The 26,388-nt window shown below is 40.0% G+C and carries 27 protein-coding genes and 1 riboswitch; of the genes, 1 reads left to right on the plus strand and 26 read right to left on the minus strand.

Annotation, left to right across the window (positions count from 1 at the left end; all coding sequences use genetic code 11):
- Nucleotides 1–45: 45 nt before the first annotated feature.
- The 6 genes from IE222_RS13960 to IE222_RS13985 form a co-directional block, all read right to left on the minus strand.
- A complete protein-coding gene (locus tag IE222_RS13960; protein ID WP_191273834.1) occupies nucleotides 46–2,382 on the minus strand; it encodes a xanthine dehydrogenase family protein molybdopterin-binding subunit in 2,337 nt (778 codons plus the stop codon).
- A complete protein-coding gene (locus IE222_RS13965) occupies nucleotides 2,379–4,688 on the minus strand; it encodes a xanthine dehydrogenase family protein molybdopterin-binding subunit (protein WP_191273836.1) in 2,310 nt (769 codons plus the stop codon). Before IE222_RS13965 ends, IE222_RS13960 begins: the two co-directional genes overlap by 4 nt.
- On the minus strand, nucleotides 4,685–5,236 hold the full coding sequence (locus IE222_RS13970; RefSeq protein ID WP_191273838.1) for a (2Fe-2S)-binding protein: 552 nt from the start codon (nucleotides 5,234–5,236) through the stop codon (nucleotides 4,685–4,687). The genes IE222_RS13965 and IE222_RS13970 overlap by 4 nt, the downstream gene beginning before the upstream one ends.
- A 35-nt stretch (nucleotides 5,237–5,271) precedes the next feature.
- Nucleotides 5,272–6,144 (minus strand): FAD binding domain-containing protein, encoded by an 873-nt coding sequence (locus IE222_RS13975; protein WP_191273840.1) that lies wholly within the window; start codon nucleotides 6,142–6,144, stop codon nucleotides 5,272–5,274.
- Between the two features lie 42 nt (nucleotides 6,145–6,186).
- Nucleotides 6,187–6,636, minus strand: coding sequence for an SRPBCC family protein (locus IE222_RS13980; RefSeq protein WP_191273842.1), 450 nt, complete (start codon nucleotides 6,634–6,636; stop codon nucleotides 6,187–6,189).
- A gap of 255 nt (nucleotides 6,637–6,891) precedes the next feature.
- The gene (locus IE222_RS13985) at nucleotides 6,892–7,983 is read right to left on the minus strand and encodes an XdhC family protein (protein WP_191273844.1); all 1,092 of its coding nucleotides are present in this window, start codon (nucleotides 7,981–7,983) and stop codon (nucleotides 6,892–6,894) included.
- 132 nt (nucleotides 7,984–8,115) lie between these two features.
- Between IE222_RS13985 and IE222_RS13990 the strand changes: the two genes are divergently transcribed.
- Nucleotides 8,116–9,000 (plus strand): LysR family transcriptional regulator, encoded by an 885-nt coding sequence (locus IE222_RS13990; RefSeq protein ID WP_191273846.1) that lies wholly within the window; start codon nucleotides 8,116–8,118, stop codon nucleotides 8,998–9,000.
- 86 nt (nucleotides 9,001–9,086) lie between these two features.
- Here IE222_RS13990 and IE222_RS13995 read toward each other — a convergent pair whose 3' ends face one another.
- The 20 genes from IE222_RS13995 to IE222_RS14090 form a co-directional block, all read right to left on the minus strand.
- Nucleotides 9,087–10,103 (minus strand): ThiF family adenylyltransferase, encoded by a 1,017-nt coding sequence (locus IE222_RS13995; RefSeq protein ID WP_191273848.1) that lies wholly within the window; start codon nucleotides 10,101–10,103, stop codon nucleotides 9,087–9,089.
- Entirely contained in the window at nucleotides 10,100–10,867 is a 768-nt protein-coding gene (locus tag IE222_RS14000; protein WP_191273850.1) for a thiazole synthase, read from the minus strand. The genes IE222_RS13995 and IE222_RS14000 overlap by 4 nt, the downstream gene beginning before the upstream one ends.
- 4 nt (nucleotides 10,868–10,871) lie before the next feature.
- Complete coding sequence (thiS, locus tag IE222_RS14005) at nucleotides 10,872–11,075, minus strand: sulfur carrier protein ThiS (RefSeq protein ID WP_191273852.1); 204 nt, start codon at nucleotides 11,073–11,075, stop codon at nucleotides 10,872–10,874.
- A gap of 17 nt (nucleotides 11,076–11,092) precedes the next feature.
- Complete coding sequence (thiO, locus tag IE222_RS14010) at nucleotides 11,093–12,202, minus strand: glycine oxidase ThiO (protein WP_191273854.1); 1,110 nt, start codon at nucleotides 12,200–12,202, stop codon at nucleotides 11,093–11,095.
- The gene (gene tenI / locus IE222_RS14015) at nucleotides 12,186–12,797 is read right to left on the minus strand and encodes a thiazole tautomerase TenI (protein ID WP_191273993.1); all 612 of its coding nucleotides are present in this window, start codon (nucleotides 12,795–12,797) and stop codon (nucleotides 12,186–12,188) included. Before tenI ends, thiO begins: the two co-directional genes overlap by 17 nt.
- A 77-nt stretch (nucleotides 12,798–12,874) precedes the next feature.
- Nucleotides 12,875–12,984, minus strand: a riboswitch (TPP riboswitch).
- A gap of 118 nt (nucleotides 12,985–13,102) precedes the next feature.
- Nucleotides 13,103–14,107 (minus strand): LLM class flavin-dependent oxidoreductase, encoded by a 1,005-nt coding sequence (locus IE222_RS14020; protein ID WP_191273856.1) that lies wholly within the window; start codon nucleotides 14,105–14,107, stop codon nucleotides 13,103–13,105.
- A gap of 120 nt (nucleotides 14,108–14,227) precedes the next feature.
- Nucleotides 14,228–14,371, minus strand: a complete 144-nt coding sequence (locus IE222_RS14025; RefSeq protein ID WP_191273858.1) for a hypothetical protein — start codon at nucleotides 14,369–14,371, stop codon at nucleotides 14,228–14,230.
- Between the two features lie 111 nt (nucleotides 14,372–14,482).
- The gene (locus IE222_RS14030; RefSeq protein WP_191273860.1) at nucleotides 14,483–14,968 is read right to left on the minus strand and encodes a hypothetical protein; all 486 of its coding nucleotides are present in this window, start codon (nucleotides 14,966–14,968) and stop codon (nucleotides 14,483–14,485) included.
- Between the two features lie 121 nt (nucleotides 14,969–15,089).
- Complete coding sequence (locus tag IE222_RS14035) at nucleotides 15,090–16,676, minus strand: long-chain-fatty-acid--CoA ligase (protein WP_191273861.1); 1,587 nt, start codon at nucleotides 16,674–16,676, stop codon at nucleotides 15,090–15,092.
- Between the two features lie 214 nt (nucleotides 16,677–16,890).
- A complete protein-coding gene (locus tag IE222_RS14040) occupies nucleotides 16,891–17,583 on the minus strand; it encodes an LrgB family protein (RefSeq protein WP_223282714.1) in 693 nt (230 codons plus the stop codon).
- Nucleotides 17,583–17,951: a CidA/LrgA family protein gene (locus IE222_RS14045; RefSeq protein WP_191273865.1), complete on the minus strand. Its 369-nt coding sequence runs from the start codon at nucleotides 17,949–17,951 to the stop codon at nucleotides 17,583–17,585. The genes IE222_RS14040 and IE222_RS14045 overlap by 1 nt, the downstream gene beginning before the upstream one ends.
- A 97-nt stretch (nucleotides 17,952–18,048) precedes the next feature.
- Nucleotides 18,049–18,927: a LysR family transcriptional regulator gene (locus IE222_RS14050; RefSeq protein ID WP_191273867.1), complete on the minus strand. Its 879-nt coding sequence runs from the start codon at nucleotides 18,925–18,927 to the stop codon at nucleotides 18,049–18,051.
- A gap of 60 nt (nucleotides 18,928–18,987) precedes the next feature.
- Complete coding sequence (locus IE222_RS14055) at nucleotides 18,988–19,521, minus strand: NADPH-dependent FMN reductase (protein WP_191273869.1); 534 nt, start codon at nucleotides 19,519–19,521, stop codon at nucleotides 18,988–18,990.
- A 192-nt stretch (nucleotides 19,522–19,713) separates the two neighbouring features.
- The gene (gene brnQ, locus IE222_RS14060) at nucleotides 19,714–21,093 is read right to left on the minus strand and encodes a branched-chain amino acid transport system II carrier protein (protein WP_191273871.1); all 1,380 of its coding nucleotides are present in this window, start codon (nucleotides 21,091–21,093) and stop codon (nucleotides 19,714–19,716) included.
- Between the two features lie 201 nt (nucleotides 21,094–21,294).
- Nucleotides 21,295–21,771 carry an MgtC/SapB family protein gene (locus IE222_RS14065; protein WP_223282702.1) on the minus strand — a complete coding sequence of 159 codons (477 nt, stop codon included), beginning with the start codon at nucleotides 21,769–21,771 and terminating at the stop codon, nucleotides 21,295–21,297.
- A 120-nt stretch (nucleotides 21,772–21,891) separates the two neighbouring features.
- Nucleotides 21,892–22,890: a histidinol phosphate phosphatase domain-containing protein gene (locus tag IE222_RS14070; RefSeq protein WP_191273872.1), complete on the minus strand. Its 999-nt coding sequence runs from the start codon at nucleotides 22,888–22,890 to the stop codon at nucleotides 21,892–21,894.
- Nucleotides 22,880–23,683 carry a DeoR/GlpR family DNA-binding transcription regulator gene (locus IE222_RS14075; RefSeq protein ID WP_191273874.1) on the minus strand — a complete coding sequence of 268 codons (804 nt, stop codon included), beginning with the start codon at nucleotides 23,681–23,683 and terminating at the stop codon, nucleotides 22,880–22,882. Before IE222_RS14075 ends, IE222_RS14070 begins: the two co-directional genes overlap by 11 nt.
- Nucleotides 23,680–24,684: an ABC transporter ATP-binding protein gene (locus IE222_RS14080; protein ID WP_191273876.1), complete on the minus strand. Its 1,005-nt coding sequence runs from the start codon at nucleotides 24,682–24,684 to the stop codon at nucleotides 23,680–23,682. The genes IE222_RS14075 and IE222_RS14080 overlap by 4 nt, the downstream gene beginning before the upstream one ends.
- Entirely contained in the window at nucleotides 24,685–25,464 is a 780-nt protein-coding gene (locus tag IE222_RS14085) for an ABC transporter permease (protein WP_191273877.1), read from the minus strand.
- Nucleotides 25,461–26,306: an ABC transporter permease gene (locus tag IE222_RS14090; RefSeq protein WP_370465050.1), complete on the minus strand. Its 846-nt coding sequence runs from the start codon at nucleotides 26,304–26,306 to the stop codon at nucleotides 25,461–25,463. The genes IE222_RS14085 and IE222_RS14090 overlap by 4 nt, the downstream gene beginning before the upstream one ends.
- Nucleotides 26,307–26,388: the final 82 nt, after the last annotated feature.

Here is a 26,388-nt window from a genome sequence, read left to right on the forward strand (position 1 = left end):
CAATTCCATTCCCCGAAAAGGTATTGGGTAGCGTCTCCATATTCATTACAAAATTATTTCCGCTGGCTCTTTTGCCTTTCGCATAAGATCTTTAAGATGTGCTGGTTTAACCGGGATATTTTCTACTTTTATATTCCATGCACGTAAGGCATCTTCTACGGCAGATTGAATAACAGCTGGAACTGGAATGGTTCCACTTTCACCTGCGCCTTTTGCCCCTAATGGATTTAATGGGGACGGTGTCTCCACATGGCCAATCTTCATTTCCGGAACCTCGCAGGATGATGGAACCAGATAATCCATTAAAGTACTGGTTAGCAGCTGACCTTGATTGTCGTACACAATCTCTTCATACAGCGCGTTCCCAATCCCGTTAGAAATACCCCCATGAACCTGGCCCTTAACAACCAAAGGATTCAGAAGCTTTCCATTATCATGGATTGACGTATATTCAAGGACTTTAATTGCGCAGGAATCTGGATCCACTTCCACAACAGCAATATCTGTCATCCCTGTTATAGAAGCTGCTTTAGGTGCAAAATATTCTGTGACCTCAAGTCCTGGCTGCACATTATATGGATATGTTGTCCCTGGAAAAATCCCTTTGGCTTCATGTGCCAGTTCCCCTAAAGAAATTCGTATTGCTGGTTCATCTGTTTTAAATACATAACCGTTTTTTACTTGTAACTCTTCACGTTTTACATTGAATTTTTCTCCGGCTATTTGTAAAGCCTTTTCCTTTATTTTTTCTGCTGCTTTGAAAACGGAAGTTCCTACAATAACCCCCATCCGGCTGGCAAATGTACCTGTACCATATGTGATGAGTTTCGTATCCCCTTCACGAACGGTTACTTTTTCGATTGGCATATCAAAAACTTCTGCAGCAATTTGAGCAAATGTTGTCTCATGACCCTGCCCTTGTGTGGCAGCACTCGTAAGAACGGTAATTTCACCGGTCTCTTCAATCCTTACAGTAGCCCCTTCAAACGAACCAAAACCTGTATTTTCAATGGCTGTCGCAACACCAATACCGATATATTTGCCATTTTGGCGATATTCTTTCTGCTTCTTTCGCCATTCATAATAGTCTGACAGTTTAACAGCCTCATCCAATACTTTTGGATAGTCACCGCTGTCATAAATTTGTGGGCTTCCATCCCTTGAAAGCAGCCCTGTTCGATATGGAAACTCATTCTCCTGAATAAGGTTTCTCCGGCGAATCTCTACTGGATCTATATTCAGTTTTGCAGCCGCCTGATCAAGCAGCCTATTTAAAATTAATGCTGCCTGCGGACGGCCAGCTCCGCGGAATGGAGCCATCGGCACCGTGTTCGTATAGAGGACTTTAGCATCGCAAAAATAATTCGGTACTTTATATGGTCCCGGAATTAGTGTCGAAGTCATGATTGGCACAATAATACCCCATGGAACATATGCCCCATTATTCGCAAGCATTTTATCAATGACCGCAATAATTTTTCCGTCCTCGGATACACCTAGGGTAGCTTCATGATATTGCTCCCTTTCATGAATACAGCTCATCATATGCTCCATCCGGTCCTCAATCCAGCGGACTGGTGCTTTTACCTGCTTTGCTGCCCAGACAACAAGGAAATCTTCCACATAGAAGATTGCTTTTGCGCCAAACGCACCGCCCACATCAGGCGCTGCAACCCTAATATTGTGTTCCGGTGTCTTTAATAATTTGGACAGTATGGATCGCATTTCATGCTGACTCTGAGTGGCAGCATATACCTCAAGCTCCGGCTCAGGTCCTTTAAAGTCCCATTTTGCCAACAATCCTCTCGTTTCAATTGGCAGACAGCTGACGCGGCCAATTTTAAAGCGATGATTTACCACAATCGGTGCATCTTTCATTGCTTCCTTTGCATCTCCAATAGATTGCTGGAAATGGGCCGCAATATTAGACTCTAACTGTTGATGGGCAAGGGGGGCGTCCTCTTTAATAGCGTCGTCAAGATGAGCAACTGCCGGCAGCTGTTCATATTCAACTGTAATTAAATCAAGCGCATCCTCTGCAATATAACGATTCTCCGCAATGACCATTGCAACTGGTTCCCCTACATGATGAACAATAAAATCCAAAGGGCGCTGTGTAACTGGTACGAGTTTTGGATGCGGGAAAAGGACTGGCAGGAAAGGAAAATCCTTTCCATCTCCAGGGCCAAACACTGCTGTTACCCCAGACAGCTTCCGTGCTTGCTCTAAATTGATCTCCTTAATCCGGGCATGGGCATGGGGACTTCTAAGAAAAGCCGCACTTAATGTTCCTGGGATATTTAAGTCAGCAATATAACGCCCATCTCCCCTTATTAAACGGGGATCAATTTTCCGTTTTATTTCTTTCCCGATGTAGTTCATAATGGCTCCACCTCGTTTGTAACAATGCCTTTTTTAATCGCATCTCTTATCTGTTCAGGCCGAATAGGCAAAGAAGTTATGTGAATAGGATATTGATCCAATGCATTGACAATCGCATTCGCAACAGCTGGGGCTACCGCGACTGTTCCACCTTCACCGGCTCCTTTTACACCAAGTGGATTCAAAGGGGATGGTGAATTTTCTAAAATCTCGATATCGATTTCCGGTACTTCCATTGAACTAGGGAGCAAATAATCCATAAAGGAACCCGTAATAAGCTGACCGGTTTCATCGTATTTCAACTCTTCGTATATCGCACCGCCCAATCCTTGGGCCATGCCTCCGACAAGCTGACCGTGTACGAGCATCGGATTAATCGCCCGACCTACGTCATAGGCAATATAATACTTTTCAATTTTCACCTTGCCCGTTTCGGAATCGACCGCCACCTCGGCTGCATGGATTCCGTATGGATAGGACATATGATCAATCGAAAATGTATATTTTTCCCGAAGCTCTATCCCTTGTTTTTGGCATTCAACGATAATTTGTGCCAAAGGACAGATTTTCTGACCACCAGAAACCTGAATAATCCATTCATCCTTGATATCTAACTCATCCTTCGTAAACCCATGTAGTTCTGAAGAAAATGAAAGTAGTTTTTGCTTTAGAGCTTCTGCTGCATACCAAGCAGCAGAGCCGCCGACGACAGTCCCTCGGGTGGCAAAGGAGCCATTCCCTTTTTCAATTTCATCCGTATCCCCATGGAGCACAGTGACATTAGAATATGGAATCCCTAATTGCTCTGCGCAAATTTGTGCCAAGGCTGTTTCAACACCCTGGCCGATATCAGCCAAACCTGTTTTACAGATAAGACGGCCGTTTTCAGCAAATTCCACTTCACAGAATTCCCACGGCCCTAACCCTGATTTCTCAACAAACATCGCAAAGCCCAAACCGATTATTTTTCCATCTCGCCGAGCTTGCAGCTTTTTATCGGCAAATTCTTCCCACTTCATTGCCAAACGCGCTCTTTCTAGGATCTGTGGATAATCCCCGCTGTCATACTCGACTACCTGGCCAAGAGCAGAAATACCGTTTGAATACGGCATTTGTTCAGGTTGAATTAAATTTCTTTCCCTTACGATTGTCGGGTCCATGTTTAACTTCTTTGCAACCATATCAATCACTCGCTCGCGGACGAACGTTCCTTCAAATCGGCCGGGGCCGCGATAGGTGCCGGTAGGGGTTTTATTGGTTGCAACGACATGGGTTATAAATTCAAGTGCCTCGAAATCATATGGGCCGGCAAACATCCCTTGGGTTAACACAGGGACCGTTACTCCGTGTGTTCGAATATAAGCGCCTGTGTCGACAAAAATCTCATCTTTTAACGCATGGATTTTCCCTGTTTCATCAAAACCAACTACTACATGGTGTTTTTGTTCACGAGAATGGTTTGTCGCTTTCATATGTTCAAGCCGGTCTTCAATCCACTTGACTGGGCGGCCCAGCTTTAAGGCTGCATAGGGAATCAAATAGTCTTCAGGATAAAATTCACCCCTCGGTCCAAAACCGCCGCCGACATCTGTTTCAATAAAATGAATATCTTTAATATTCTTTTTCAATAGCTTAGCAAGGATCTGAATATTAAAATGGACTACCTTTGTAGGTCCATAAACGGTAAGCCGCCCGTTTTCTTCTATGGTTGCGAGCAGTCCTCTTGTCTCCATTGGAATACCCGAGTGCCTCTGGACATATAAATCTTCTTCAAGTACGTAAGGGCACTTTTCTACTAATTCATCGACATTTCCCTTCTTGGAATGAATGATAAACAGATCGTTGCTTCCAATTTCGGGATGCAATAAACTCGTTTCAGGCAGTATGGATTTATGTACATCTGTAATTGGAGTTAAAGGTTCGTAGGCAATGTCGATTAAATCCGCAGCATCTTCTGCAATGTATCTTGAAGATGCTATGACAAGTGCCACTGGTTCCCCCACATAACGGACTTTACCTTTCGCCAACGGGTACTGCAATGCTTTCGTTAGTGCCTCGTTTGGTGCCAAACGCATTGGAATAGGGTCAAGATCTGTCGGAAGATCCTCTCCAGTCATAACGAAACATACACCCGGAAGATTTTTCGCTTTCTCAGTATTGATCTGCAGAATATTGGCGTGTGCATGCGGGCTGCGGACAATGACAGCCTCACATTGACCAGGCAGCTTAATATCACCGACATATTGTCCTTGCCCCGTTATGAGCCTTGGGTCCTCGATTCGTTTCACACTGGAGCCGATAGTCATACTTCCACTTTCCTTCCAGAGTGTACGATTTCAAGATCACTGGTTTCTTCCTCACTCTTTTTATTTTTATTGAGCATTTCTGCTGCCATCTCGACGGCATCGACAATATTTTGATAACCCGTACAGCGGCACAAATTACCCGAGATCCCTTCCCTAATTTCCTCACGGCTCGGATTAGGGTTCTGTTCTAAAAAATGACAGGCAGACATTAGGACTCCTGGTGTACAAAAGCCGCACTGAAGGCCGTGTTTTTCCCAGAATGCTTCCTGCAATGGATGAAGACTGCCATCAGGTTCTGCCAATCCTTCTACCGTACGAATTTCTGCTTGATTTGCCTGTACTCCAAAAACTAAACAGGACCTCACTGGCCGGCCATCCATCGTAATCGTACACGCCCCGCATATTCCATGTTCACAGCCTACATGTGTTCCAGTTAATCCGAGTTCGTCACGTAAAACATCGGATAGTAACATTCGAGGTTCAACAGAAGTTGTATATTGCTTTCCATTTACGGTTAAAGTGATTTCTTTTGAGTTAGATTGCGTCATGTGTTTCCACCTCCTGAAAATGTTAAAGAATCCTATTATAAAAGAGCGGCTCTTTCAGCTGCGCGTTCAAGTACACGTTTCGCATATGTGATACATAAATCCTTTCGATATTCGCTGCTAGCATGAATATCAGGCTCTGGTTCGACTAAATCGGCAATTTGTTCACAGCTTTCCGCGATGAGCTCAGTGCTTGGCACTTGACCAATCATTCCCTCTGTTACTTCCTCCAGCAGCACAGGGACACCATCAACTCCACCTAAACAAAGGGAAGCAGACGCTATTGTTCCATCTTCACTCAAGGTAACCGAGGCAGCAGCTAAAACGATGGCAAAATCACCTTTACGAAGTGTAAACTCGTCAATGGCATAACCAGTCCTCGTCGAAGGAATCGGAATATCTATAGATACTAAAATTTCATTCATATCAATAGTTGTCGTCAAATAAGTCAAAAAGAACTCATCCGTTGTAACCGTCCGCTTCCCATCAGGCGAAGCTAGTGTAAATTCTGCTCCAAGCAATGTCATCATCACCGGCAGTTCGGCTGTTGGGTCTGCATGGACGATACTGCCGCCGATGGTTCCACGGGAACGTATCTGGGAATGACCAATTAACTTCATCCCCTCTGTCAAGAGCGGGCAAACCCGCTCAATTTCCTTAGATTCTTCTACTTGATAGTGGCGTGTCAGTCCGCCAATTTTAATAACTGAATCAGTTACCTGAATATAACTCAACTCTGAAATGTTATTAATATCGATGATGACTTGAGGTCGGGCTAAACGCATATTCATCATTGGGATGAGACTTTGACCTCCCGACATGATTTTTGCATCATAACCAAATTCATCCAATAATCTTAACGCCTCTTCAAGATCGGCTGGAGAATGATAGTCAAATACCGCTGGTTTCACGTTATTCCCTCTTTCCTGGAAAAATTGTTTCCCTATATCCACTTAAATTGCAGTTCTTGTACTAATTTCCTTAGCGATTTTCTTAAAGAAATCCTTAACAATCATTTTCGCAATTCCTGATAAAATCCGTTGTCCTACTCCTGCAATCAAACCGCCCACTTGTGCTTCACCGTTATATCGGATCGTTGTTTTTGGCTCATTAAAATCAAGTTCCACAACGGCATTCCCTTCAATAAAGCCCATTTTGCTGTCAGCCTTCATGATTAATCGATATTGATTGGGCGCAACCTTATCCAAAATTTTAATTTCAGCTTCATATTCTCCTCTAACCGCTGCTATGCCTAGAGCAATTTCAGCTTTATATGAATCTTTTTCAACCTCAGTCAGCACCTTGCAGCCGGGAGTGGCACTTTTAAGTACTTCAGGATCATTCAACGCATTCCAAACCTCTTCTTGAGTTGCATCAACAATTACTTCACCTTTTACATTCATTTAGAAAACCACCTTTATCTTATTTTTTATCAACTAATTGGCTGTTTTTATTAAAAAAGTAAACGGAACCAATTATCAGAATTTTCTACCTGTTAGAGAAATAATAAAATATATTATATATAATTGTGAAATACCTAAATCTTATGAAATAATAAGTTTTTTGTATTTTCATATTGTTTACATTAGAAATTACATCCCAATAAATAAAAAAAGAGCTGATCTTTAGTTAAAAAGACCGCCCTTTTAAGGTGTAAACTAATGGCTCCAGCATTCAACTGCACGTTGTATCCTCTGTTGTTTCAATGTTTGGTTCCTAATTTGTATTAACTGGGCTACTACACTAATACTAATCTCCTCAGGTCCCTCCGCGAAAATATCCAATCCAATCGGTGAGTATATGTGTGACAATGCCTCTTTATCGTTTATTAACCGTTCCGTCCGTCTTTTTGGTCCTAAAACCCCTATGTACTTAGGAGGATTTTGCAGCAGATGCTGCAATATTTCTCGGTCTCGATTAAAGTTATGAGTCATAACAAGTACATAAACATTTTCAGGAATAGTTCTGTTCGCAAAAAAAGTGGCTGGATGCTCGACAATTCTTTTATCAGCTTGCGGAAAATAAGTTTCATTACAGCGGCTCTCTCTCGGATCAATAACTACAACCGAAAAATCTGTTCGTGAAGCTAATTCAACTAGAGGCTCCGCATCTGGACCCGCTCCAAATACAAATAATTGCTCTTTTGGTTCATATAATTCAAAGAGAAAATCAGCCTGCAGCTCATTCAAACGAATGAATTTTACCTTCACCCTTTCCTGTAGAAATTGATTAACTAAGGGAGTAAAAATAGGAGGAATATCAATGTCGTTAAACTTTACATCCATCATTTCGTGATCGAAGGATAAAATCACAGGATTGTGCATTGCTTCTGGTGTCAAGCATTTTATTGACACTACCGTAAACCCTTTATTCAGCTGTTCATCAATATGTGGCCATAATAGTAAATCCTCTTTTAATTTGTTAAGGTTCCAGCCTATTGGTTCAACGTAAACTTCTATGTTTCCATCACAACCGGCACTTTGTCCCCATGAAAGGTCATCCACGGACCTTAGGTCATATTGCACCGTTTTCGGGACCAAAGTACTAATAACATCCTCTGCCTGATAGATTAAATCCTGCTCTAAACAACCTGCACTTATTGTGCCGTAGTAACTGCCATCCCCACAAATTAACATTTTAGCCCCTTCTCGTCTATAAGCTGAGCCATCAACACGGCAAATCGTAGCCATAGCAAACAAATTGTCTTTCTTTGCTTTTAAACTTTTTAATAATCGGCAAATATCATTCACAATTGAACACTCCTTTACATAATTTATGAAATCCATTTACTATTTGTGAATTTGTATTTACATATTTTAAACAAATGATATAATAAAATTACCAAATTATCAATATTCTGAATAATTTTTACTTTGAAAGGGATGGTTATTATTAACTTACTTTATTTAGAAACCTTTCTAACCGTTTGTCATACAGGGAATTTTACGGAAGCAGCGAAAAGACTATATGTTCCGCAGCCAACCATTTCTAATAGAATTAGCAGCTTGGAGGAGGAATTGGGTCAAGAATTATTTGTCAGAGGAAAAAAAGGCAAACGAAGTGTGGAATTAACAAGAGCAGGCAAGGTTTTTCTTCCGTATGCGGAACAGGTTATTGAAACGATTAATACCGCGAAGAGCGAGATACATCAGAATGTAAATGATACCTTCATTACATTAGGCAGCTCAATTGCCCTTACACATCCGTATATTTATGGAAAAATAAATATGCTAAATAATGTCCACAACAAAAATATTAATCTTCTTATTATGGACCACTCCTTAATCGCAAAATCACTATTAGAAGGTGTCGTTGATATGGCTTTTGTCACAGAGCCAATTATTAACAAGCAGCTAGAATCTCAGCCCATCTATAAAGAAAATTATGGATTAATCGTATCCGCCAAGCACCCGCTTGCGAGGAAAAAATGTTTAGACAACCTTGAGGATTTAGAGGACCAATATTTAATTTTCTATAAATCTTTTTTGAAAGACCAAACATTTTTTCGCAATATAAAATGTGAAAAGTGGATTACAACTAACCAAGTCGAACTAGTGAATGACTTAATTCAAAACCAGAACGCTGTTTCTTTTCTTCCGTCTCATTCTTTAAATAATGAAATCCAACGTGGAAAACTAGCCTATGTTCCCATTCATAAAGATTTACTGGTTTGTGATATTCAATATTTTCTTGTTTACCGAAAAAACGAGCTCTTTTATGAAGACATCTTTCTTCAAGAATTAGAGCCGGAGACGTTAACTATCTAATTTTACATATTTAAAATGTAAAAAAGCAGGAGACCCTTGGAATCTTTGGATCTTCTGCTTTTTAAATAGAGTAATAATGCAAAATATTATCCGATTAATCTATGATAAATAGCCTTAGCTTGGGCTATTTCACTCGTACCATGGATTAGCGCCCGGCCATCTTTAAAAAATACAAGGCGAAATTCCTCATAGGTGCAGGATAGCAAATAAGGATTTTGGATAAATTCGCTCGTGAGTTCTTTTAAGCGAATTGCTAACTGGTCAAGTGTTATCGTTCGCTCAAATCCTGGCCGCAGCTGGACCGTATTCCTGCCACACAAAACAGCAGCTTTCGTTTGATTTTCGTAGGCCAAAAAAGGAAATGTCGAACTGCTTCCACACGTCGGGCAATCCTTATTTTTCAATGGCCAAACATCTATTTCCGCCTTTTCACTTTTCCAAATATCAAACGATTGCAGCCGTGGTACAATCTCATTCCCGGTTAACACTTTTAATGCCGACGTAACCTGATAGGCGGTTACCAGCTGAACAATCGGACTAATGACTCCGACCGTATCACATGTTTGATTTTGCGACGGCAGATGGTTAATTAAGCAATGAAGACAAGGAGTTTTCCCCGGAATCATTGGAAATGTCATCCCATAGCTGGCAACACAGGCACCAAAAATAAAAGGAATCTCATGCTTTACAGCCGCGTCATTCACCACCAGCCGCGTTTCAAAATTATCGGTGGCATCAAGGATTACATGTTGATTTTTCACTAGTTCTTCAATATTCATCCCATTTACATCGGCCACAATGCCTTCGATGACAACCTCACTGTTTACCTCTCTTAGGCGTTTTTCAGCAGCAATCGCTTTCGGAAGCTTATCCTGCACATCCTTTTCGGTATATAGCTGTTGTCTTTGCAGATTACTCCATTCCACATAATCCCGGTCCACCATCGTGATGCGGCCAACCCCTGCCCGTACGAGCATTTCAGCACTTGAGGTGCCAAGTGCCCCAGCACCGATAATGAGCACTCGGGCATTTTTCAGCTTTTCCTGGCCGGCTTTACCAATCGGCGGGAATAATTCTTGTCTAGAATAGCGTGTGGTGCTCAAGAAGTCACCATCCCTTCTTTCGGACTGCTTGCAACGGCATATTCCTTCTCTTCAATTCTCCCCGCTTCAAATCCAAGGCGCCCCGCTTCCACAGCCATTTTCATTGCTAAGGCCATTTTCACCGGATCCTTTGCTCCCGAAACGGCTGTGTTTAATAAGACACCGTCAGCTCCAAGCTCCATCGCATACGCTGCATCCTTTGGCGAACCAATGCCAGCGTCGACAATAACGGGGACAGATGACTGTTCAATAATAAACTTAAGATTTAACGGGTTGACAATCCCTTTACCAGACCCGATTGGCGATGCACCCGGCATAATGGCATGAACCCCCAATTCTTCCAGTCTTCTCGCTAACACTACATCATCCGAAGTATATGGCAGGACAATGAATCCTTCTTCTAAAAGCATTTCCGATGCTTTCAACGTTTCTACAGGGTCAGGCAATAACGACTTGTTGCAGCCGATTACTTCAACCTTAATCATGTCGCATAAGCCCGATGCTTTGGCAAGCTTAGCGATACGGACTGCTTCTTCTGCGGTTTTTGCTCCGGCTGTATTTGGCAAAAGTTTATATTTGCTTAAATCTAATTGTTCTAAGAAATTAGGCTGCGTAGGTTCGAAAATATTCATCCGGCGAACCGCAAAGGTTAAAATCTCTGACTCTGATACCCGGACCGCCTCCTTCTGCACCTCAAATGATGGATATTTCCCTGTACCTAGCAATAATCTCGAATTAAACAACTGATCTCCAATTTTCAACATTATTTCATCCTCCTCCAACAAAATGAATCATTTCTACTTTGTCACCATCAGCGATTGGCAGCTCTGTGTACTTGCTTTTATCAGCAATTTCATTGTTCAGCTCGATAATTACAATTCGATTTTCTAACTGGTAATGTTTCAGTAAATCATCTACATTCCTGATATTTTCCGGAATCTCTACGTGCAGTCCATTTAGTTGAATGGTCATTTCCCTTCTATTCTCCTTTACACCAAGCAATAGTTTTTACGATCAATTTTGAAGGCCTCCACCCACTTTTCATCTACTTCTCTTTGTAAAACAAAATCTCTCATCATTTGCCCTGTAGCTGGAGCCAGCAGGATGCCATTTCGGAAGTGGCCCGCAGCAAACAAAATCCCATTATCCTCAGGATGAAAGCCGATAAATGGTCTGCCGTCAAAAGTTTGTGGTCTGAGTCCAGCCCAGAATGACGCTACTTTCATGCCCCCAACTGATGGCAGCATGGTTTTGGCCTTCGAAATCATTTGCTCTATGCCGCCAATTGTTGGCTGTTCGCTCCAATCATTCTCCACCATAGTCGCCCCAATAACGAGTGTGCCATCATTTCGCGGTACAATATAACAATGCTCATGAAACAAGGTGTGCTGAAGACTGATCCCATCCTTCCAAACAGAAAGACATTCACCCTTAACAGGGACAATTCGATTTTCTAACCCCAATTGTTGAAAAAAAGAATTGCTCCAAACACCGCTGGCGATAATAACCTGCTGCACCGCAAATTCACCAGCCTGGGTTTTGAGGATATAACCGATTCCATTTTTTTGAATATCATATACATGTGTATATTCGTGTACCGCTGCACCATACATTTGAGCACCTTGGCTAAACCCGCGGGAAACGGCTTGCGGTAAAACATGGACATCATCCTCTATGTAGGCAGCCCCAATAATATCGTTGGAAATAGCTGATTCTGTTTGCCTGATATACCTGCTATCCTGCCATTCTACTGTTGTTAAACCGCATAATGGTCCAAGCTCCTGTTTCTCTGTTTCATTAAATGCTAGTTTATAGATTCCTCCAGGTGTTCTCCTTATATCAATCCCTGTTAACTCTTTTAATTCCTGCTCAAGGATTGAATAGGATTGCTGGCTTCTTCTTGCAAAAGGATAAAAGACTTCAAGGTCATCGCACTCTGAATGGGCTCCAAGCATTCCGGCAGCCGCACTCGTTGTTTTTCCGCTAATCTGCCCGCTATCAAATACAGCTATCGAAATTTTTTCTTTGGCTAAATAATAAGCAATAGCAGAGCCAATAATCCCACCGCCAATGACTGCTACATCATAGAATTTTTCCATGGGTGGTCATCTCCTTACATTTTTCAGAATAGTCCCTTGCAGCTTCCGCTGGATTTTCAGCCGAAAAGATGCCAGACATTACAGCAATGCCGTCCACCTTGATTTCATTCATCCTATCAGGTGTGATTCCTCCGATAGCAAATACAGGAATAGAAAGCCTTTCTTTTATTTTGTGAAGTTCCTCTAATCCTCTTGGTGCAAGTCCCGCTTTACAATTTGTTTCAAAAACATGGCCATACATCACGTAGTCGACACCATCTTGTTCTGACTTCCTAGCTTCCTCATAGGAATGAACCGAGCAGCCAATCCTCATGAACGGAAATTTTTCTCTTACTCTATTAATAGTCAGTCCATGCCCAGGAAGGTGGATATTCTCAATCCCTGTCACTAGCGCAACATCTAAACGGTCATGGACTACGATTTTTCTTTTAGGAACGCCGCTCTCTTGCAATAACTCTAGTAATGTGAGCAGTTCACGAGCTGTTTTCGATTTTTCGCGAATATGAATATAATCTACATAGTTTTGAATTTGCATAATCTTTGAAGCTAATTCTTTTACATGATATTGATCGTCAGTGATTGCTAAAATTTCCAGAAGCATCCCCACCCTTTTTCAACAAAAAAACCCACTCTCCATCAGGAAAGTGGGTTTGTCATGTTAATTTTCATACCAAAAATAACACGCCACTTCCCTACGCAGGTACGAACCTGTTCAGGTTTTGAGGGTTTCAAAGTAACTACTCTGCTCTCAGCCCTTATCAAGGGATCCCCTAGTGAAAAAAATTAATTAATTTATCTGAATTATAACACAAATTACATTTGAATCAAGATAAAAATGAAAATTTTTTATAACAATAATTATATTTTAAAATCGATGTCCTTTACCCTTTACGGAACTTATTAATCCCGGCCGTCTACTATTTCCTTGAATATTTCATAAGACCGTTTTTGTTTTTGAGGTTCGAAAATATAAGAAACAACCATGATCTCATTAACATCATATTTTTCCTGAAAACGGGTCAGCTGCTCGCGAACCGTGTCCTTGCTTCCAATAAAGGTCAATCTTGACATCGACGCTGCTGCTTCCTTCTCCATTGCGTTCCATACTTTATCCAAATCTTCAACCGGAGGCTGTAATGGCATACGGGAATTTCGAACTACATTTAAGAAAAATTGCTGTGCCGTTGTCGATAAAAATTCCGCTTCTTTATCTGTCTCAGCTGCAATGACGTTTAAACAAACCATCATGTACGGTTTATCTAGATATTTCGACGGCTGGAACCGGCTTCTATAAATGGAAATGGCCTCTTCCATAAAACGCGGTGCGAAGTGTGACGCAAAAACATATGGAAGCCCTAAACTCGCAGCCAAATACGCAGAATCTGTCGATGAACCAAGAATATAAATCGGGATATTAGTACCGACTCCAGGATATGCTCTTACATAACCTTGCTGCTCTTCTGGCCCTAAATAGGTTAAAAGTGCCTCAACATCACTCGGAAAGGTAAAAACAGGATCATTTTTTGAGCGTCTTAACGCACTTGCAGTCATCATATCGGTTCCAGGAGCACGGCCCAATCCTAAATCAACTCGATCAGGATAGATCGTGGCCATAGTACCGAATTGTTCTGCTACAACTAATGGAGAATGATTCGGAAGCATCACGCCGCCAGAACCTACCCGAATTTGCTTCGTATGTTCCAATGTATGTTTGATTAAAATGGACGTTGCTGAACTGACGAGTGTCGGAGTATTATGATGCTCAGCAATCCAATAACGTTTATATCCCATGTCTTCTACTGCCTGCGCAAGGTCCACCATGGCATCTATTGCCTGTTTAGCGTCCTGCCCTTCACGAATTGGCGCTAGATTTAATACCGATACAGGTATATGAATATTTGTCATTAAACATTAGTCCTTTCATAAGCGTCTTACAAAACAATAGTATCAATCTCGAATAAGGAATGAAAGTTTAATGCTTTTAGAAAAAATCAAAAAAGAGCCGCCGAGAAGGCAGCCATCATACTAACCATTATTATTTGATTCTTTTATTTTTACATTTTTTGGTCTTTTTGGATAATCGCTTTTCCCGGCATCATCAGGTCCTGTGAGAGTATTTCTTTGGTCTAGAACCTTTCCAGTATACTCAATCGGTCTTTGATTTTCCATAGTAAACACCTCCCACCAACTGATTTCCATTATTGTCCCCAAAACGGTTAAAATTATAAAGGAACCACAATCCAAACATTGTGGGACCCTAAATATTGCAAAAATTATTCATCATACATTATCCAATCCATTAAAAATACTATTTAAAATGGTTAAAGGGTCGTCAAAGCGTGGTCCGCTTTCTCCGCCAGTGTAATATACGTCAGGATTTTTCAGGTCGTTCGACAACATTTGTTGTTTTCCAATTTCCGTTACAAGCTGAGACGCAGAGTCTGATTCAAAGTTATATTTTAGCTCACTTTCTCCCTGAAATTTAACTGGTATTAAGGCGATTTGGTCTTTTCCTCTTGTGATCAAAATTTCCCTTTTTTCATTAAAAACGGCTCTAAAATGCAAAATATCGAATGACACTCTAACGGAATCATTTTTTCTCCTGACTACAAAGCCTCTTTCTCTGAAAAAGGCTTCAAAGGTATCCAAGAACTCCTTCATCTTCACGTTTATAGCAGGCAAGACATTCTCTTCAAGTAATTCTTGATTCACTCCAATTAAATTGGCTACTTCTAATTTTAGTTCTTCTATATTTTTTGTACCCATAATCTATCTCTCCGGAATATATTTTAGATTTTAGACTACACATATCATACTATTTCCGTAACAGACTTGAAAGAAAAATACATAAAGAAGGACAGTGATTGGATTATCACTGCCCCCTTCTTTAATTCACCTTTTTCGGTCCTTTCCAATGCATCTCTCTTAAGCGGTATTTTTGCAATTTACCAGTTGCAGTTTTTGGTAAGGCTTCGACAAACTCAACTGCTTTCGGTGCTTTGAAATGTGCCATATTTGAACGGCAAAACTCGATGATTTCCTTTTCTGTCGCCGTGGCCCCAAGCTGAAGTACGATAATAGCTTTTGGCACCTCGCCCCATTTTTCATCCGGAATCGCAATTACCGCAGTCTCCAACACAGCTGGATGCTTATACAGCACACCTTCTACCTCAGTTGAAGAAATATTTTCACCGCCGGATATAATCAAATCTTTTGCTCGGTCTTGAATTTCAATGTATCCATCCGGATAGGTTACTGCCAAGTCACCGGTATGGAACCAGCCGTCCCTAATCGCGGCAGCCGTTGTTTCCGGGTCCTTGTAATATCCTGCCATGACCACATTGCCTCGAGTTACGATTTCCCCTAATTCCTTCCCGTTCCAGGCGACTTCTTGTCCATCTTGATGGACAACCTTTGTTTCACCATTAAAGGCAAGCTCAATCCCTTGTCTTGCTTTAATTGTCGCTTGATCATCCGCCGATTTCCCATCAAACTCATTTTTCCATTCACAGTATAAAATGAAAGGTGATGTTTCCGTCAATCCGTATACATGAATCATATTTAACCCAAGTATTTCCTGCGCCCGCTGAATCAGCGCGGATGCTGGCGGCGCTCCGGCAGTTGCCATGCGCGGGCTAGTCTTGATGCTTATTTCCTTCGCTTTAGGGTTATTAACAAGCATATTTACAACGGTCGGGGCCCCGCATAACAATGAAATATTTTTACGTTCAAACAACTCAAGAATTAACGGCGGATCCACTTTTCGTAAGCAAACGTGCGTTGCGCCCGCTGCCGTTATCGCCCATACTCCGCCCCAGCCATTGGCATGGAACATTGGTAATGTATGAAGATAGACATCATCATGTTTTACATTCAAATGGTACAGGAAATTAGCTGCATTTAGATAGTTGCTTCTATGTGTTAACATGACTCCTTTTGGTTTTGATGTCGTCCCGCTTGTATAATTTAATGTAAGAAGCTGATTCTCATCAATTTCCACCACCGGAAAGCTGTCCCCAGCATGTTCAAGGAAGTCCTCATAGTAAACACCATTTAATGTGGTTGCATGGCCTGATACTGGCACAATTACAATTTGCTCTAAAGACAGATTGTCTGCGATTTCTTCAATCGGTTTGCTGAATTCTTCATCAAGAATTAACAATTTCGCATCGCTATGGCGAATGATGTACTCTAGATCATTGGCAGACAGCCGATAATTCAATGGAACCGTAACAGCACCCAGCTGGCTGATCCCATAAAAACATTCCAGCATATAATGTGTATTTGGCAGCATCACTGCAACATGGTCACCTTGACTAATACCTGCTTGGTTTAATGCAGCAGAAAGCCGGTCAACACGCTGACCAAATTCCTGATATGTAAATTCCTTCTCTCCATCAATAACAGCTGTTTTTTGCGGATAATATTTTATCGCTCTGCGTTTCCAATCCAGTGGTGTTAACGGTGAAAACATGTCAATCAGCTCCTATTAAAAATTTTTATCATATATTAATTTCACCGAAAGTTACGAATTTTCCTTCATTTTCCGACTTAAAATAAAATTCTTTGCCAGTTGGTTTCTGCTCCAGTCACCCTAAAGTAAAACCAGCAAAACTCCTTCTATAAAACCTTGGCAAAAAATAAAAACGCAAGTAATCTGCAGTGATCGCAGGTTATTTGCGTTTTACTTAGAAAATATGATGAAAATGCATTAACGGTGGAATCAATAAGACACCCCAAATCAGTGTAATCATTGCCGCAAATATCATTGCCAACGATGAAAATGTCGCTGCCTGTTCGCCATAATCCAATGCCTTATTCGTACCAGCCCCATGCGCAGCCATTCCTAATGCCAGTCCCTTGGCAATTGGCGTTCTAATGGACAACCATTTGAGTACCGTTGGACCTACTACACCGCCAATTACACCCGTTAAAATTACGAAAACGGTTGTTAATGCAGGCAGGCCGCCAATCTCTTTTGATACTTCAATGGCAATCGGAGTAGTAATCGACCTTGGCAGAATCGAAGTGACAAAATCATATTTCAAATGAAGTAATTTTGATAAACCAAAGGTTGAGAATATCGCCACCAGCGTTCCAGAAGTGATACTAATAATAATGGTACCAAGATATTTTTTAATAGTCGTTAAGTGTCTATAAATAGGAACCGCAAAGGCAACAGTAGCCGGTCCTAACATATGGGAAAGCCATTTAGTAGCTTCTAGATATTGATTTGCTGACACATGGGTAATCGAAATAATAAGGATTAAGACAATGGGAACGATTAATAAAGGATGAAAAAACGGTAGGCCCCATTTACTATAAACTTTTTTGGCAAAACGGTAGACAAGATACGTAATAGCAGTAAACAGGATCATCATCAAGGCTGTTCACTTCCTTTTCCTTTTGTCATTTTTTCAGCAATAAAAGCTGTCATTCCGACAACAATTATCGTGCTGATGCCAATCAAGATTACAATTTCGGCTCCCTGAATGCTAATAATTTCATCATAATTGACGATTCCGACAGCTGAAGGAATAAAGAAAAGCAACAGCTCCGCCATCAGCCAATTCGCCCCTTTTTCTACCCATTCCAGTTTTATGATTTTCAAATAAAGTGCCAGGAACAGCAGACATAAACCAAACATCGATGCAGGAATTGGCAGAGGAAGGACCGCTTTCATAGCCGCCCCTAAAAATAAAAAGACATGTATAATTAATACCTGTAAGATAATTACTCCAAGTTTCATCGCAAATATCCTTTCTTGATTTCAACTATAGAGTAATATTACTTCGGTTATTGCTATTCGTAAAATACATATTCAGAATAGGATCCATAACTAAAAGTTATAATGGATCTTTTAAAATAAAATCAAGAAATGTCCGGCCGGCATTAGAAATATATCGTTCTTTTTTCGTAATGACAGCTAAACTCCACATGATTTCCTGCTGCAAATTAATAATCTTAATATCAGAATTAGCGGCTCGATTACAAATCGAATCAGGCAGAATCGTTACTCCTAAATTTGCCGCTACCATTTCGGTCATTAGATCCCACTGCGAACTTTTAAATAATATTTTGGGCTCAAACCCCGCCGCTATACAATGTTTCTTCATAATTTTGTTCAAAGCAAATTCTTCATGATAAAAAATAAATTCCTCTTCCTTTAGATCTTTTAAGTCAACAAGTTTCCGGTCCGCTAATGGATGATCTTTATAAACTAATAGTTTCATCTCCTCCTCCACAATCGGGTAAACTTGAAACTCCTGTTCATCTATGGGCATAACAGCTACACCAAGTTCAAATTCCCCTTCCTCAACACTTTTCACTACTCTCGCTCCACCGTATTCGGTAATATTCAATTCAACATTTGGATATGCATGATGAAACTTTGCCATTACTTTCGGAAAAAACAAACTGCCGATAATTGGAGGAAGTCCAATATTAATCTGTCCCCTTTTCAAGTTGGTCATATCATTTAAGGTTGTACTCATTTCGTCCATAAGTACATTCATTTTCTGAGCATATTCAAGGACAACTTTCCCTGCATCTGTGACATCACTTGTCTTATTTGTACGAATAAGAAGCTTCATACCAAGCTCTTCTTCTAACGTCATAATTGATTTACTTAGGGCCGGCTGTGAAATATGCAGGCTTTCGGCAGCCTTTGTCATACTTTTGTACTTTGCAACCTCCATGAAAACTCTTAGTTGTCTAAGCTCCAAGCAATAAACCCTCCTTCTTTTAAAAACTGCCCTTTCAATTCAAAAAGGGCAGTTAAAAATTTATTCAGAAATAAATTGAACGAAGCGGTCTACAATTTCATCCACAGTTTTATTCGTTGCTTCGTCAGCTAACTTTCCTTCTGCAAATTTAGCAGCAGCTTGACTCACGAGAATTTCATTTCCAGCAGGCGGTAAAAGTTTAACCTGCATCGCTGTCAAGATTTGGCGAATATGCAGCTGAGCACGAAGTGTACCCGCTAATCCGGTAGCTGCACCGGCTGTCATCACCGGCTTGCCAATTAGCACCTTATCCACACGGGATAGCCAGTCGAGTGCATTTTTTAAAACACCAGGGATCGACCAGTTATATTCAGGAGTTACGATAATTACCCCATCAGCTTCTTTGACTTTTTTCTTAAAAACAATAACAGCTTCAGACGGATTGTTTTCTTCATCTTGGTTATAAAATGGCAGAACACTCAAATCAAGGATCTCCATATCAAATTTAATCATGTTTCGTTCTTGAATAGTAGCGGCCAACTGCTTGTTATAGGAGTCTTTTCTTAAACTACCAACAATTGCAACAATTTTCATGCTATTTCTCACACCTCTTCTGATCGTTTTTATGACAATAACTTGATTATAGTAAACCAAGGAAGGGAAATTCAATTGATGTGCTCTATGTGAATGACGGAATCAATCTTCTATTTATTATTTTTCCCAATTATGAAGAAGCTGATAAGAGCATAAAAAAACACCTCCACTATGGTGAAGATGTTCACAAAGTTAGACAGTACCTTCTGATTTGTTCTTAGCCCCTGCTCCGGATAAGTTTCCAAGCCGTGCAATGAAGCCTGTGATAAAAATAGTAATTAAAACAGGAATTACCCACCCAAGTCCTTGATTATATAACGGCAGAGCCCGCTCATAAAAATCAATAACAGCTGCTAACCAGCCAAAATAATCAATCTTAAACAGCTGACAGAATGTTTTAAAGCCGTCAATAATACTAATTAAAAAGGTGACCACAATTGCTGAAGTATATACAAATCGTGAATGATTGAACAATTTTGATAAAAATGTCAAAATCATTAATGCAACCGCTAGTGGATATAAGAACATTAAAACCGGAATAGAGAAGTTAATAATATTCGATAAACCAAAATTTGCAATTATAAAACATACAGTTGAAAACAGCAAGACAAATTTTTTATAGCTTACTTTTGGAAATAAAGTATGGAAATACTCACCACATGCTGTTACTAGACCAATACTCGTGGTCAAACAAGCTAGAATAATGACTATGGATAACATAACTGTTCCTAATGAGCCAAAATAATAAGAAGCTGCTTTTCCTAGGACTGGACCTCCATTATCAAATAGACCAAATGTTCCTGTTGTGGTTGCTCCCAAATAAGCAATCCCTACATAAATAATACCTAAGAACAGTATTGCTACGATTCCAGATTTTGCAGAAGTAAATAGAATGCCACGTGCTGAGGTTACCCCCATTGAACGAATGGCATTGATGACAATAATTCCAAATACCAGTGACGCAAGCGCGTCCATTGTGTTATACCCTTCCATGAATCCTTTGATGAAGGCCCCATTTGAATAAGATGCTTGCGGCGCTTCAATCGCACCAATCGGTTTAACAAAAACCATGACTAATAAGACTAAAAGCAATACAATAATGGCTGGGGATAAAATTTTCCCAACATTATCAACAATCTTCGCAGGGTTCAAAGAGAACCACATCGTTACGATAAAAAATATAAGGGTGAAAACGAATAAACCGATTTGACCAAAGCCTTCGCCAACAAATGGTGCAATACCAATATCATAGGCAACCGCTCCTGTTCTTGGTGCGGCAAAAAACGGGCCAATTGTCAAATATAGTAGTGCCGTAAAGATAATCCCATAAAGCGGATGAACTCTGCCGGCGAGTTCCTGTAAGTTCCTGCTTCCGGAAACCCCCATAGCTAATATTCCTAAAAACGGTAAGCCGATTCCTGTTACTAAGAAACCTGCTACAGCCGGCCAAATGTTTGAACCTGCCTGCTGCCCGAGTGAGGCTGGAAAAATTAAGTTCCCTGCCCCGAAAAACAAGGCAAACAACATAACACCTATGACAAAATATTTCGAAAACGGTAATTTGTTTTGCATTAAAAAAAATCCTCCTAAAAAATAACCAAAAACTATTATTGTGCAAAAACAATAATACTACTCTATTTCATAAAAATCAACCTATTATAAGGATTATTTAGATAATTTAGATATTGGAGAAATATGTATATTCTTGTCGAATTATTTTTTTGTTCAATTGATTTTTTCAATAAAAAAAGCCAAGTATTCCTGCCTGGCTTTTCATGATCCCATATTTCTAAAAGCTTCATGTTTTTTTTCTTTAGGTACATTATGTTTTTCTTCAATCCAAAGACTGATTTTAGCTAAGATAAATGTTATAAAGACAGAAGCAAAAACGATGCCGTAAAATCCAGCTCCAATTCCGATCCCAACACCTCCTGCAAAAAACACCATAGCAGCGGATGTTAAACCTTTTACACGTAATCCGTTTTTTAAAATTAGACCCGCACCTAAAAAACCAAGTCCGGAAACTATTTGGGCAGCAGGGCGCATAGGGTCCATCCGATTATTCATATTAGAATTACCAAAAAACTCAGCACTATAAATCGAAACAATGGTTATCAATGTACATGAAACTGATACATAGGTTAAAGTTTTTAATCCTGCAGGTTTATTTTTTGCACTGCGGTCCCAGCCAATAACCATCCCCAATAAAGCACTTATAACTAACCGTAGATAGATCTCGATATTTTTCAAAAAATGTTCTTCATAAAAAAACCAAAATGATCCATCCTATTGCCTCCCTTTATTGACAATCTTTTTTGTCTTTCATCCAGAGAGTCTATTAATACATTTTGATGCCTGACACCAAATAAACTAACCTAATGGTTTCATAATTCGTTTTCGTTTTTCAAAGGTTGCTATACTGGTAACCCCTTTATTTAGTAATGTTGTAGTATTTAAATCAATGTATGCTCCGATGTCATCTGGAAAATGAGAGTCAGAGGAGGTGGTTAAGGCCACTCCGTTATCTACTAATACATCTAGAAATCTAGGACTTGGGCACATTTCTTGAACTGGATAGCGATAATATAAACCGGCATTTATTTCCGTTGCTGTATCGGTTTCAATTAAAGCTTTGGCAATCTTTTCGTAATATGGGAGAAGAAGACTTTCATCTGGACGGTAATTGAATACCTTCAAATTATCCAAGTGTGCTACAAAGTTAAACAACTTACTGCGAATAGCTTTTTCAACAACATTAAAAAAATCCTCATATAAACCTTCTAAATTATATTCGTTAAATAACTCTTGTGTATCCGGGTTATCGAACCCCCATCCATGAATAAAATGGACGGAACCAATTGCATAATCCCATTCAAATTGTCCAAGCAGCTTACTTAATTCTTCCTCCCCGCCTGGAAAATAATCTGCTTCAATTCCCAGTTTAAGAATGATTCCTTCTTTTTCCCAGCGTTGTTTGGCTTCTGATATTGCAGAAACAAAATCGCTCATTGATTCTGTCATTACTTGGCTTAGCCATTTTCGCTGTTTATTCCCAAGATCAGTATTGCTTGTGTCGATATATTTTTCAAAATAGGCTTGGGTTTCTTTAAAGCGATAAAGATGATCGACAATTCCCACTTCACGCAGTCCCTTTCGTTTAGCCTCTATTAAATAAAGGTCAATCCAAGACGCATCATAGGAACCCTTTTGTACACGGTCACTAAGCCGGGACATACTTTTATGCATCCATTCAATCGAATGAGCTTTTTCAGTCAGGGGGGTAAAATAATCTAATGCCTTATTCGTTCTATCTAGCCATCGGAATGAATACGGACCCTCTTCTAAATGTAAATGATAATCAACCTTCATGATGCTCCTCCCCTCCTGGCGAAATCCATTGTATCATTGTATCTAACTCCTTTTGTTTCCAAGATAATGGCATTTCCCCATCACAAATAATATAATCCACCGCAGATAAGGAGCAAATCCTATAAAAAGACTCATGGTCAATTTTCGAGGAGTCCGCCAGTACAAATACTTGATTGGCTCTTTCAATCATGACGGTTGAAACCATACATTCTTCAAAGTCGTAATCACTGACATTGTTTGTGGTTATCCCACCACAGGAGAGGAATAGTTTATCAAACCGAAATGATTCGAGCATTTTGCAGGTTAAAGCTCCTACGATTGATTTTTGTGCCGGATTGGTGGTGCCGCCAAGGACAATAATTCTCCCATCAAACTCCTGACTTTCTAACCGGTTATTTAATTCTTCTGCAACAGCGAGCGAATTTGTTACAATTGTCAAATCCTTGACACCAGTTATAGCCTTGGCAATATGAATTGTTGTCGTCCCGACATCAATCATAACGGTATCCCCGTCTTGAATAAACTCTGCAGCTTTCCTTCCAATCGCTTCTTTTGCTTCCGCTTGCACATTCATTTTTTTGATAAAATGCGGCTCGTTATTGGTTTGGAGATATCTAACGGCACCGCCATGGACTCTTTTTAGTTTTTTTTCCTTTTCTAATGTATCTAAATCACGGCGAATCGTTTCCGGAGCAACTCCTAATTCTTGTGCTAGAGAAGCTACTAAAACCTTCTTTTCTTTTTCCAATTGTTCTAAGATGAAGAGCTGTCGCTCATTTAACAGAACATTCATGTTAGTGAAATCACGTCCTTACGGTTAAGATATAAAGTTATTGTCTCGCGTTTTTGGGAATCTTCCTCTATTTTGTGCAAATGATCTGCAATAAAACAAACGTTATTTACCTCTAATTCATATCGAGTTATATTACCAAGCATGGTCATTTTTTGAATTTTCCCTGTTATTTCGTAACCATCTTTAACAGGTGCTTCACTGAAGGCTTCAGGTCTAATTGCATATATATCCCTCGTATAACCATTATCGTCATTAAATAAATTTGATATTTCCTTTCTACTCAAAACATTATAGTTTCCAATAAATCGAGCTACAAATTCGCTAGCGGGACGAGTATAAATTTCATGCGGCGACCCACTTTGAGCAATATGTCCCTTATTCATAATATAAATATAGTCACTAACCGCCATTGCCTCTTCCTGATCATGTGTCACCAGAATGGTTGTCATATTCAGTTCCTGCTGAATGCTGCGAAGCTGCTTTTGCAAATTTTTACGAATTTGAGCATCTAGAGCACTAAGAGGTTCGTCAAGCAATAAAACTTTAGGTTGTGTTACCAGTGAACGGGCTAATGCAACACGCTGCTGCTGACCGCCTGACAGCTCACGCGGATAAGACCTTTCTTTCCCTGTCAATTCAACTAGTTCGATTACCCGGGCTACGTTTTGTTTAATGCTCTCCTTGTCGAGCTTTTTCATTTTCAAGCCAAATTCAATATTCTCTTGAACGGTCATGTTTGGAAAAAGCGCATACGATTGAAATACCATGCCCACTTGGCGGTCTTTAGGCTTTACCTCCGTAACGTTTTTTCCATCAATATGAATTGTACCCTCATCCGGATGGATTAGACCCGCAATAGTCCGTAACAGTGTACTTTTCCCACAACCGCTCGGTCCCAACAATGTAACAAATTCCCCTTCCTTAATCGAAAGATTCAAATGGTGCAAGACGGTTTCATTGTTAAAGGACTTTTTGATTTTCTCTATTGTTAAAAAACTCATTTATATGGTCTCCTTTTTTTGGCGGGTCATTTTTATCATAACGGCCGAAAGAATACTAATAAGGATAAAGTAGCACACAACAATCGCACTTGCGATATGACCACTCTGGCTTAACTTTTGATATAAGTAAATTTGAACGGTTTCGAAGTGTCCGCCAACTAATAAATTGATGAGGACGAATTCTCCAAATAAAATAGAAAAAGAAAGTAAAGAGGAAACGAGAATTCCTGACATAATATTTGGGACAATCACTTTTATGAAGGCTGTATAGCGGCTCGCTCCCAATATTTCCGCTGCTTCCATCAATGTCTCCGCATTTATATTTCTTAAAGAGTTACGCGTTCCTTGATACATATAAGGGAGGATGCCAACAAAATAAGCACCGATTGTAATTAACACCATTGAAACCCCACTTGTCGAATAAGCTCTAATTAAGCCAACAGCAAGGATAATTCCCGGCATGGCATAAGTCATGACGACGAGAGATTGAACTATTTTCTCCAGCTTTGGTGCATATAAGATAATGGAAAATATGGCGGGAACCATAATAATCAGTGTTAAAATAGTCGCACCTAGTGATAAAATCAGTGATCGGCCTAAAGACTCCAGGAACCTTATATCGCCAAATAATTCAATATACCATTTGAATGTTAAGCCTTCCGGTAAAATGGTTTTATGCCAGGAAGTAGCAAAGGAATAAAGGAAGGTACCTAATAATGGAATCAATAAGTACAAAACTACAATTCCAATTGTTATATAATGATAGAATGATTTTTTCATGATAAATCCCTCCGAATCCTGCGGGTCAACCATTCATTTATAAGTAAGGCAAGTACCATTGTTAAACCTAGCAGAGTTGCAATCGCACTTCCTAACTCAGGTCTAGCAAAAATGTCTCCGGTTGTAATGGCACCGATTCGAATAGTAACAAGGTTATATGCACTTCCTGTCAAAGCAAATGCTGAAGCATAAGCTCCCATTGCATTGGCAAAAAGAATACTAAACGTACCAGCAATGCTAGGCATAATGATCGGAACTCCAATTTTCAGCCAAAACTGTGATGGTGACGCTCCTAGAAGGGCTGCTGCCTCCTTCCATTGTGCTTGAATCCCTTGATATACAGGATAAATTAGCATTACCGCCAGCGGCAGCTGAAAATAAACATAAATAAGTACTAATCCTGACCAGGAGTATAAATTAAATGAATTTAATAAATCCCAGCCAAAGTGTTTGAATAATAATGTAAACAAACCGCTGTTTCCTAAGATTACAATAAAAGCAAACGCTAGAGGAATTCCAGCGAAATTTGCAGTAAGGTTTGCAAATACGAGGATCCTGTCCTGTACTTTTTTTGAAAATAGAGTAATTGAGTAAGCAGCGAAAACTGCAAGGGTTATAGCTATTAAACTTGAGAAAAAGCTAATAAGCATACTATTTTTAAACGCCTGGTGGTAGTAGGTATTTCGAAATACCTCCATATATTGGCTGAAAGTAAACCCCGTACCGCCATTCTCTTGGAAACTGCTATAAAGCATGAAAAACAGCGGGACAAATAAAAATAATAGAACAAAAATGATAAACGGAATAATGCTGATGAGAAGCATTCCATTCATACGCTTCAATATGAACAACCCCTTTTGAATTACTAAGGCGAAAATATCCTGTTACAACATGATATTTTTAACCATTTTTAAACACAAACGC

This window comes from Neobacillus kokaensis, assembly GCF_014656545.1.
GTDB lineage: Bacteria > Bacillota > Bacilli > Bacillales > Cytobacillaceae > Neobacillus > Neobacillus kokaensis.

Coding starts and splice junctions, on each gene's coding strand:
- IE222_RS14070 (WP_191273872.1), bottom strand. CDS start 22,890: ATGAAGGTTGATTATCATTTACATTTAGAAGAGGGTCCGTATTCATTC.
- IE222_RS14045 (WP_191273865.1), bottom strand. CDS start 17,951: ATGAAACTTGGAGTAATTATCTTACAGGTATTAATTATACATGTCTTT.
- IE222_RS13960 (WP_191273834.1), bottom strand. CDS start 2,382: ATGAACTACATCGGGAAAGAAATAAAACGGAAAATTGATCCCCGTTTA.
- IE222_RS14035 (WP_191273861.1), bottom strand. CDS start 16,676: ATGTTTTCACCGTTAACACCACTGGATTGGAAACGCAGAGCGATAAAA.
- IE222_RS14040 (WP_223282714.1), bottom strand. CDS start 17,583: ATGATGATCCTGTTTACTGCTATTACGTATCTTGTCTACCGTTTTGCC.
- IE222_RS14025 (WP_191273858.1), bottom strand. CDS start 14,371: ATGGAAAATCAAAGACCGATTGAGTATACTGGAAAGGTTCTAGACCAA.
- IE222_RS13965 (WP_191273836.1), bottom strand. CDS start 4,688: ATGACTATCGGCTCCAGTGTGAAACGAATCGAGGACCCAAGGCTCATA.
- thiO (WP_191273854.1), bottom strand. CDS start 12,202: ATGGAAAAATTCTATGATGTAGCAGTCATTGGCGGTGGGATTATTGGC.
- IE222_RS14085 (WP_191273877.1), bottom strand. CDS start 25,464: ATGAAAAAATCATTCTATCATTATATAACAATTGGAATTGTAGTTTTG.
- IE222_RS14000 (WP_191273850.1), bottom strand. CDS start 10,867: ATGTTGAAAATTGGAGATCAGTTGTTTAATTCGAGATTATTGCTAGGT.
- IE222_RS14030 (WP_191273860.1), bottom strand. CDS start 14,968: ATGGGTACAAAAAATATAGAAGAACTAAAATTAGAAGTAGCCAATTTA.
- IE222_RS13980 (WP_191273842.1), bottom strand. CDS start 6,636: ATGAATGTAAAAGGTGAAGTAATTGTTGATGCAACTCAAGAAGAGGTT.
- IE222_RS14075 (WP_191273874.1), bottom strand. CDS start 23,683: ATGAATGTTCTGTTAAATGAGCGACAGCTCTTCATCTTAGAACAATTG.
- IE222_RS14055 (WP_191273869.1), bottom strand. CDS start 19,521: ATGAAAATTGTTGCAATTGTTGGTAGTTTAAGAAAAGACTCCTATAAC.
- IE222_RS14020 (WP_191273856.1), bottom strand. CDS start 14,107: ATGACAAATATTCATATACCTGTATCGGTATTAAATCTAGCGCCAATT.
- brnQ (WP_191273871.1), bottom strand. CDS start 21,093: ATGCAAAACAAATTACCGTTTTCGAAATATTTTGTCATAGGTGTTATG.
- IE222_RS13990 (WP_191273846.1), top strand. CDS start 8,116: ATGGTTATTATTAACTTACTTTATTTAGAAACCTTTCTAACCGTTTGT.
- IE222_RS13970 (WP_191273838.1), bottom strand. CDS start 5,236: ATGACGCAATCTAACTCAAAAGAAATCACTTTAACCGTAAATGGAAAG.
- IE222_RS14080 (WP_191273876.1), bottom strand. CDS start 24,684: ATGAGTTTTTTAACAATAGAGAAAATCAAAAAGTCCTTTAACAATGAA.
- thiS (WP_191273852.1), bottom strand. CDS start 11,075: ATGACCATTCAACTAAATGGACTGCACGTAGAGATTCCGGAAAATATC.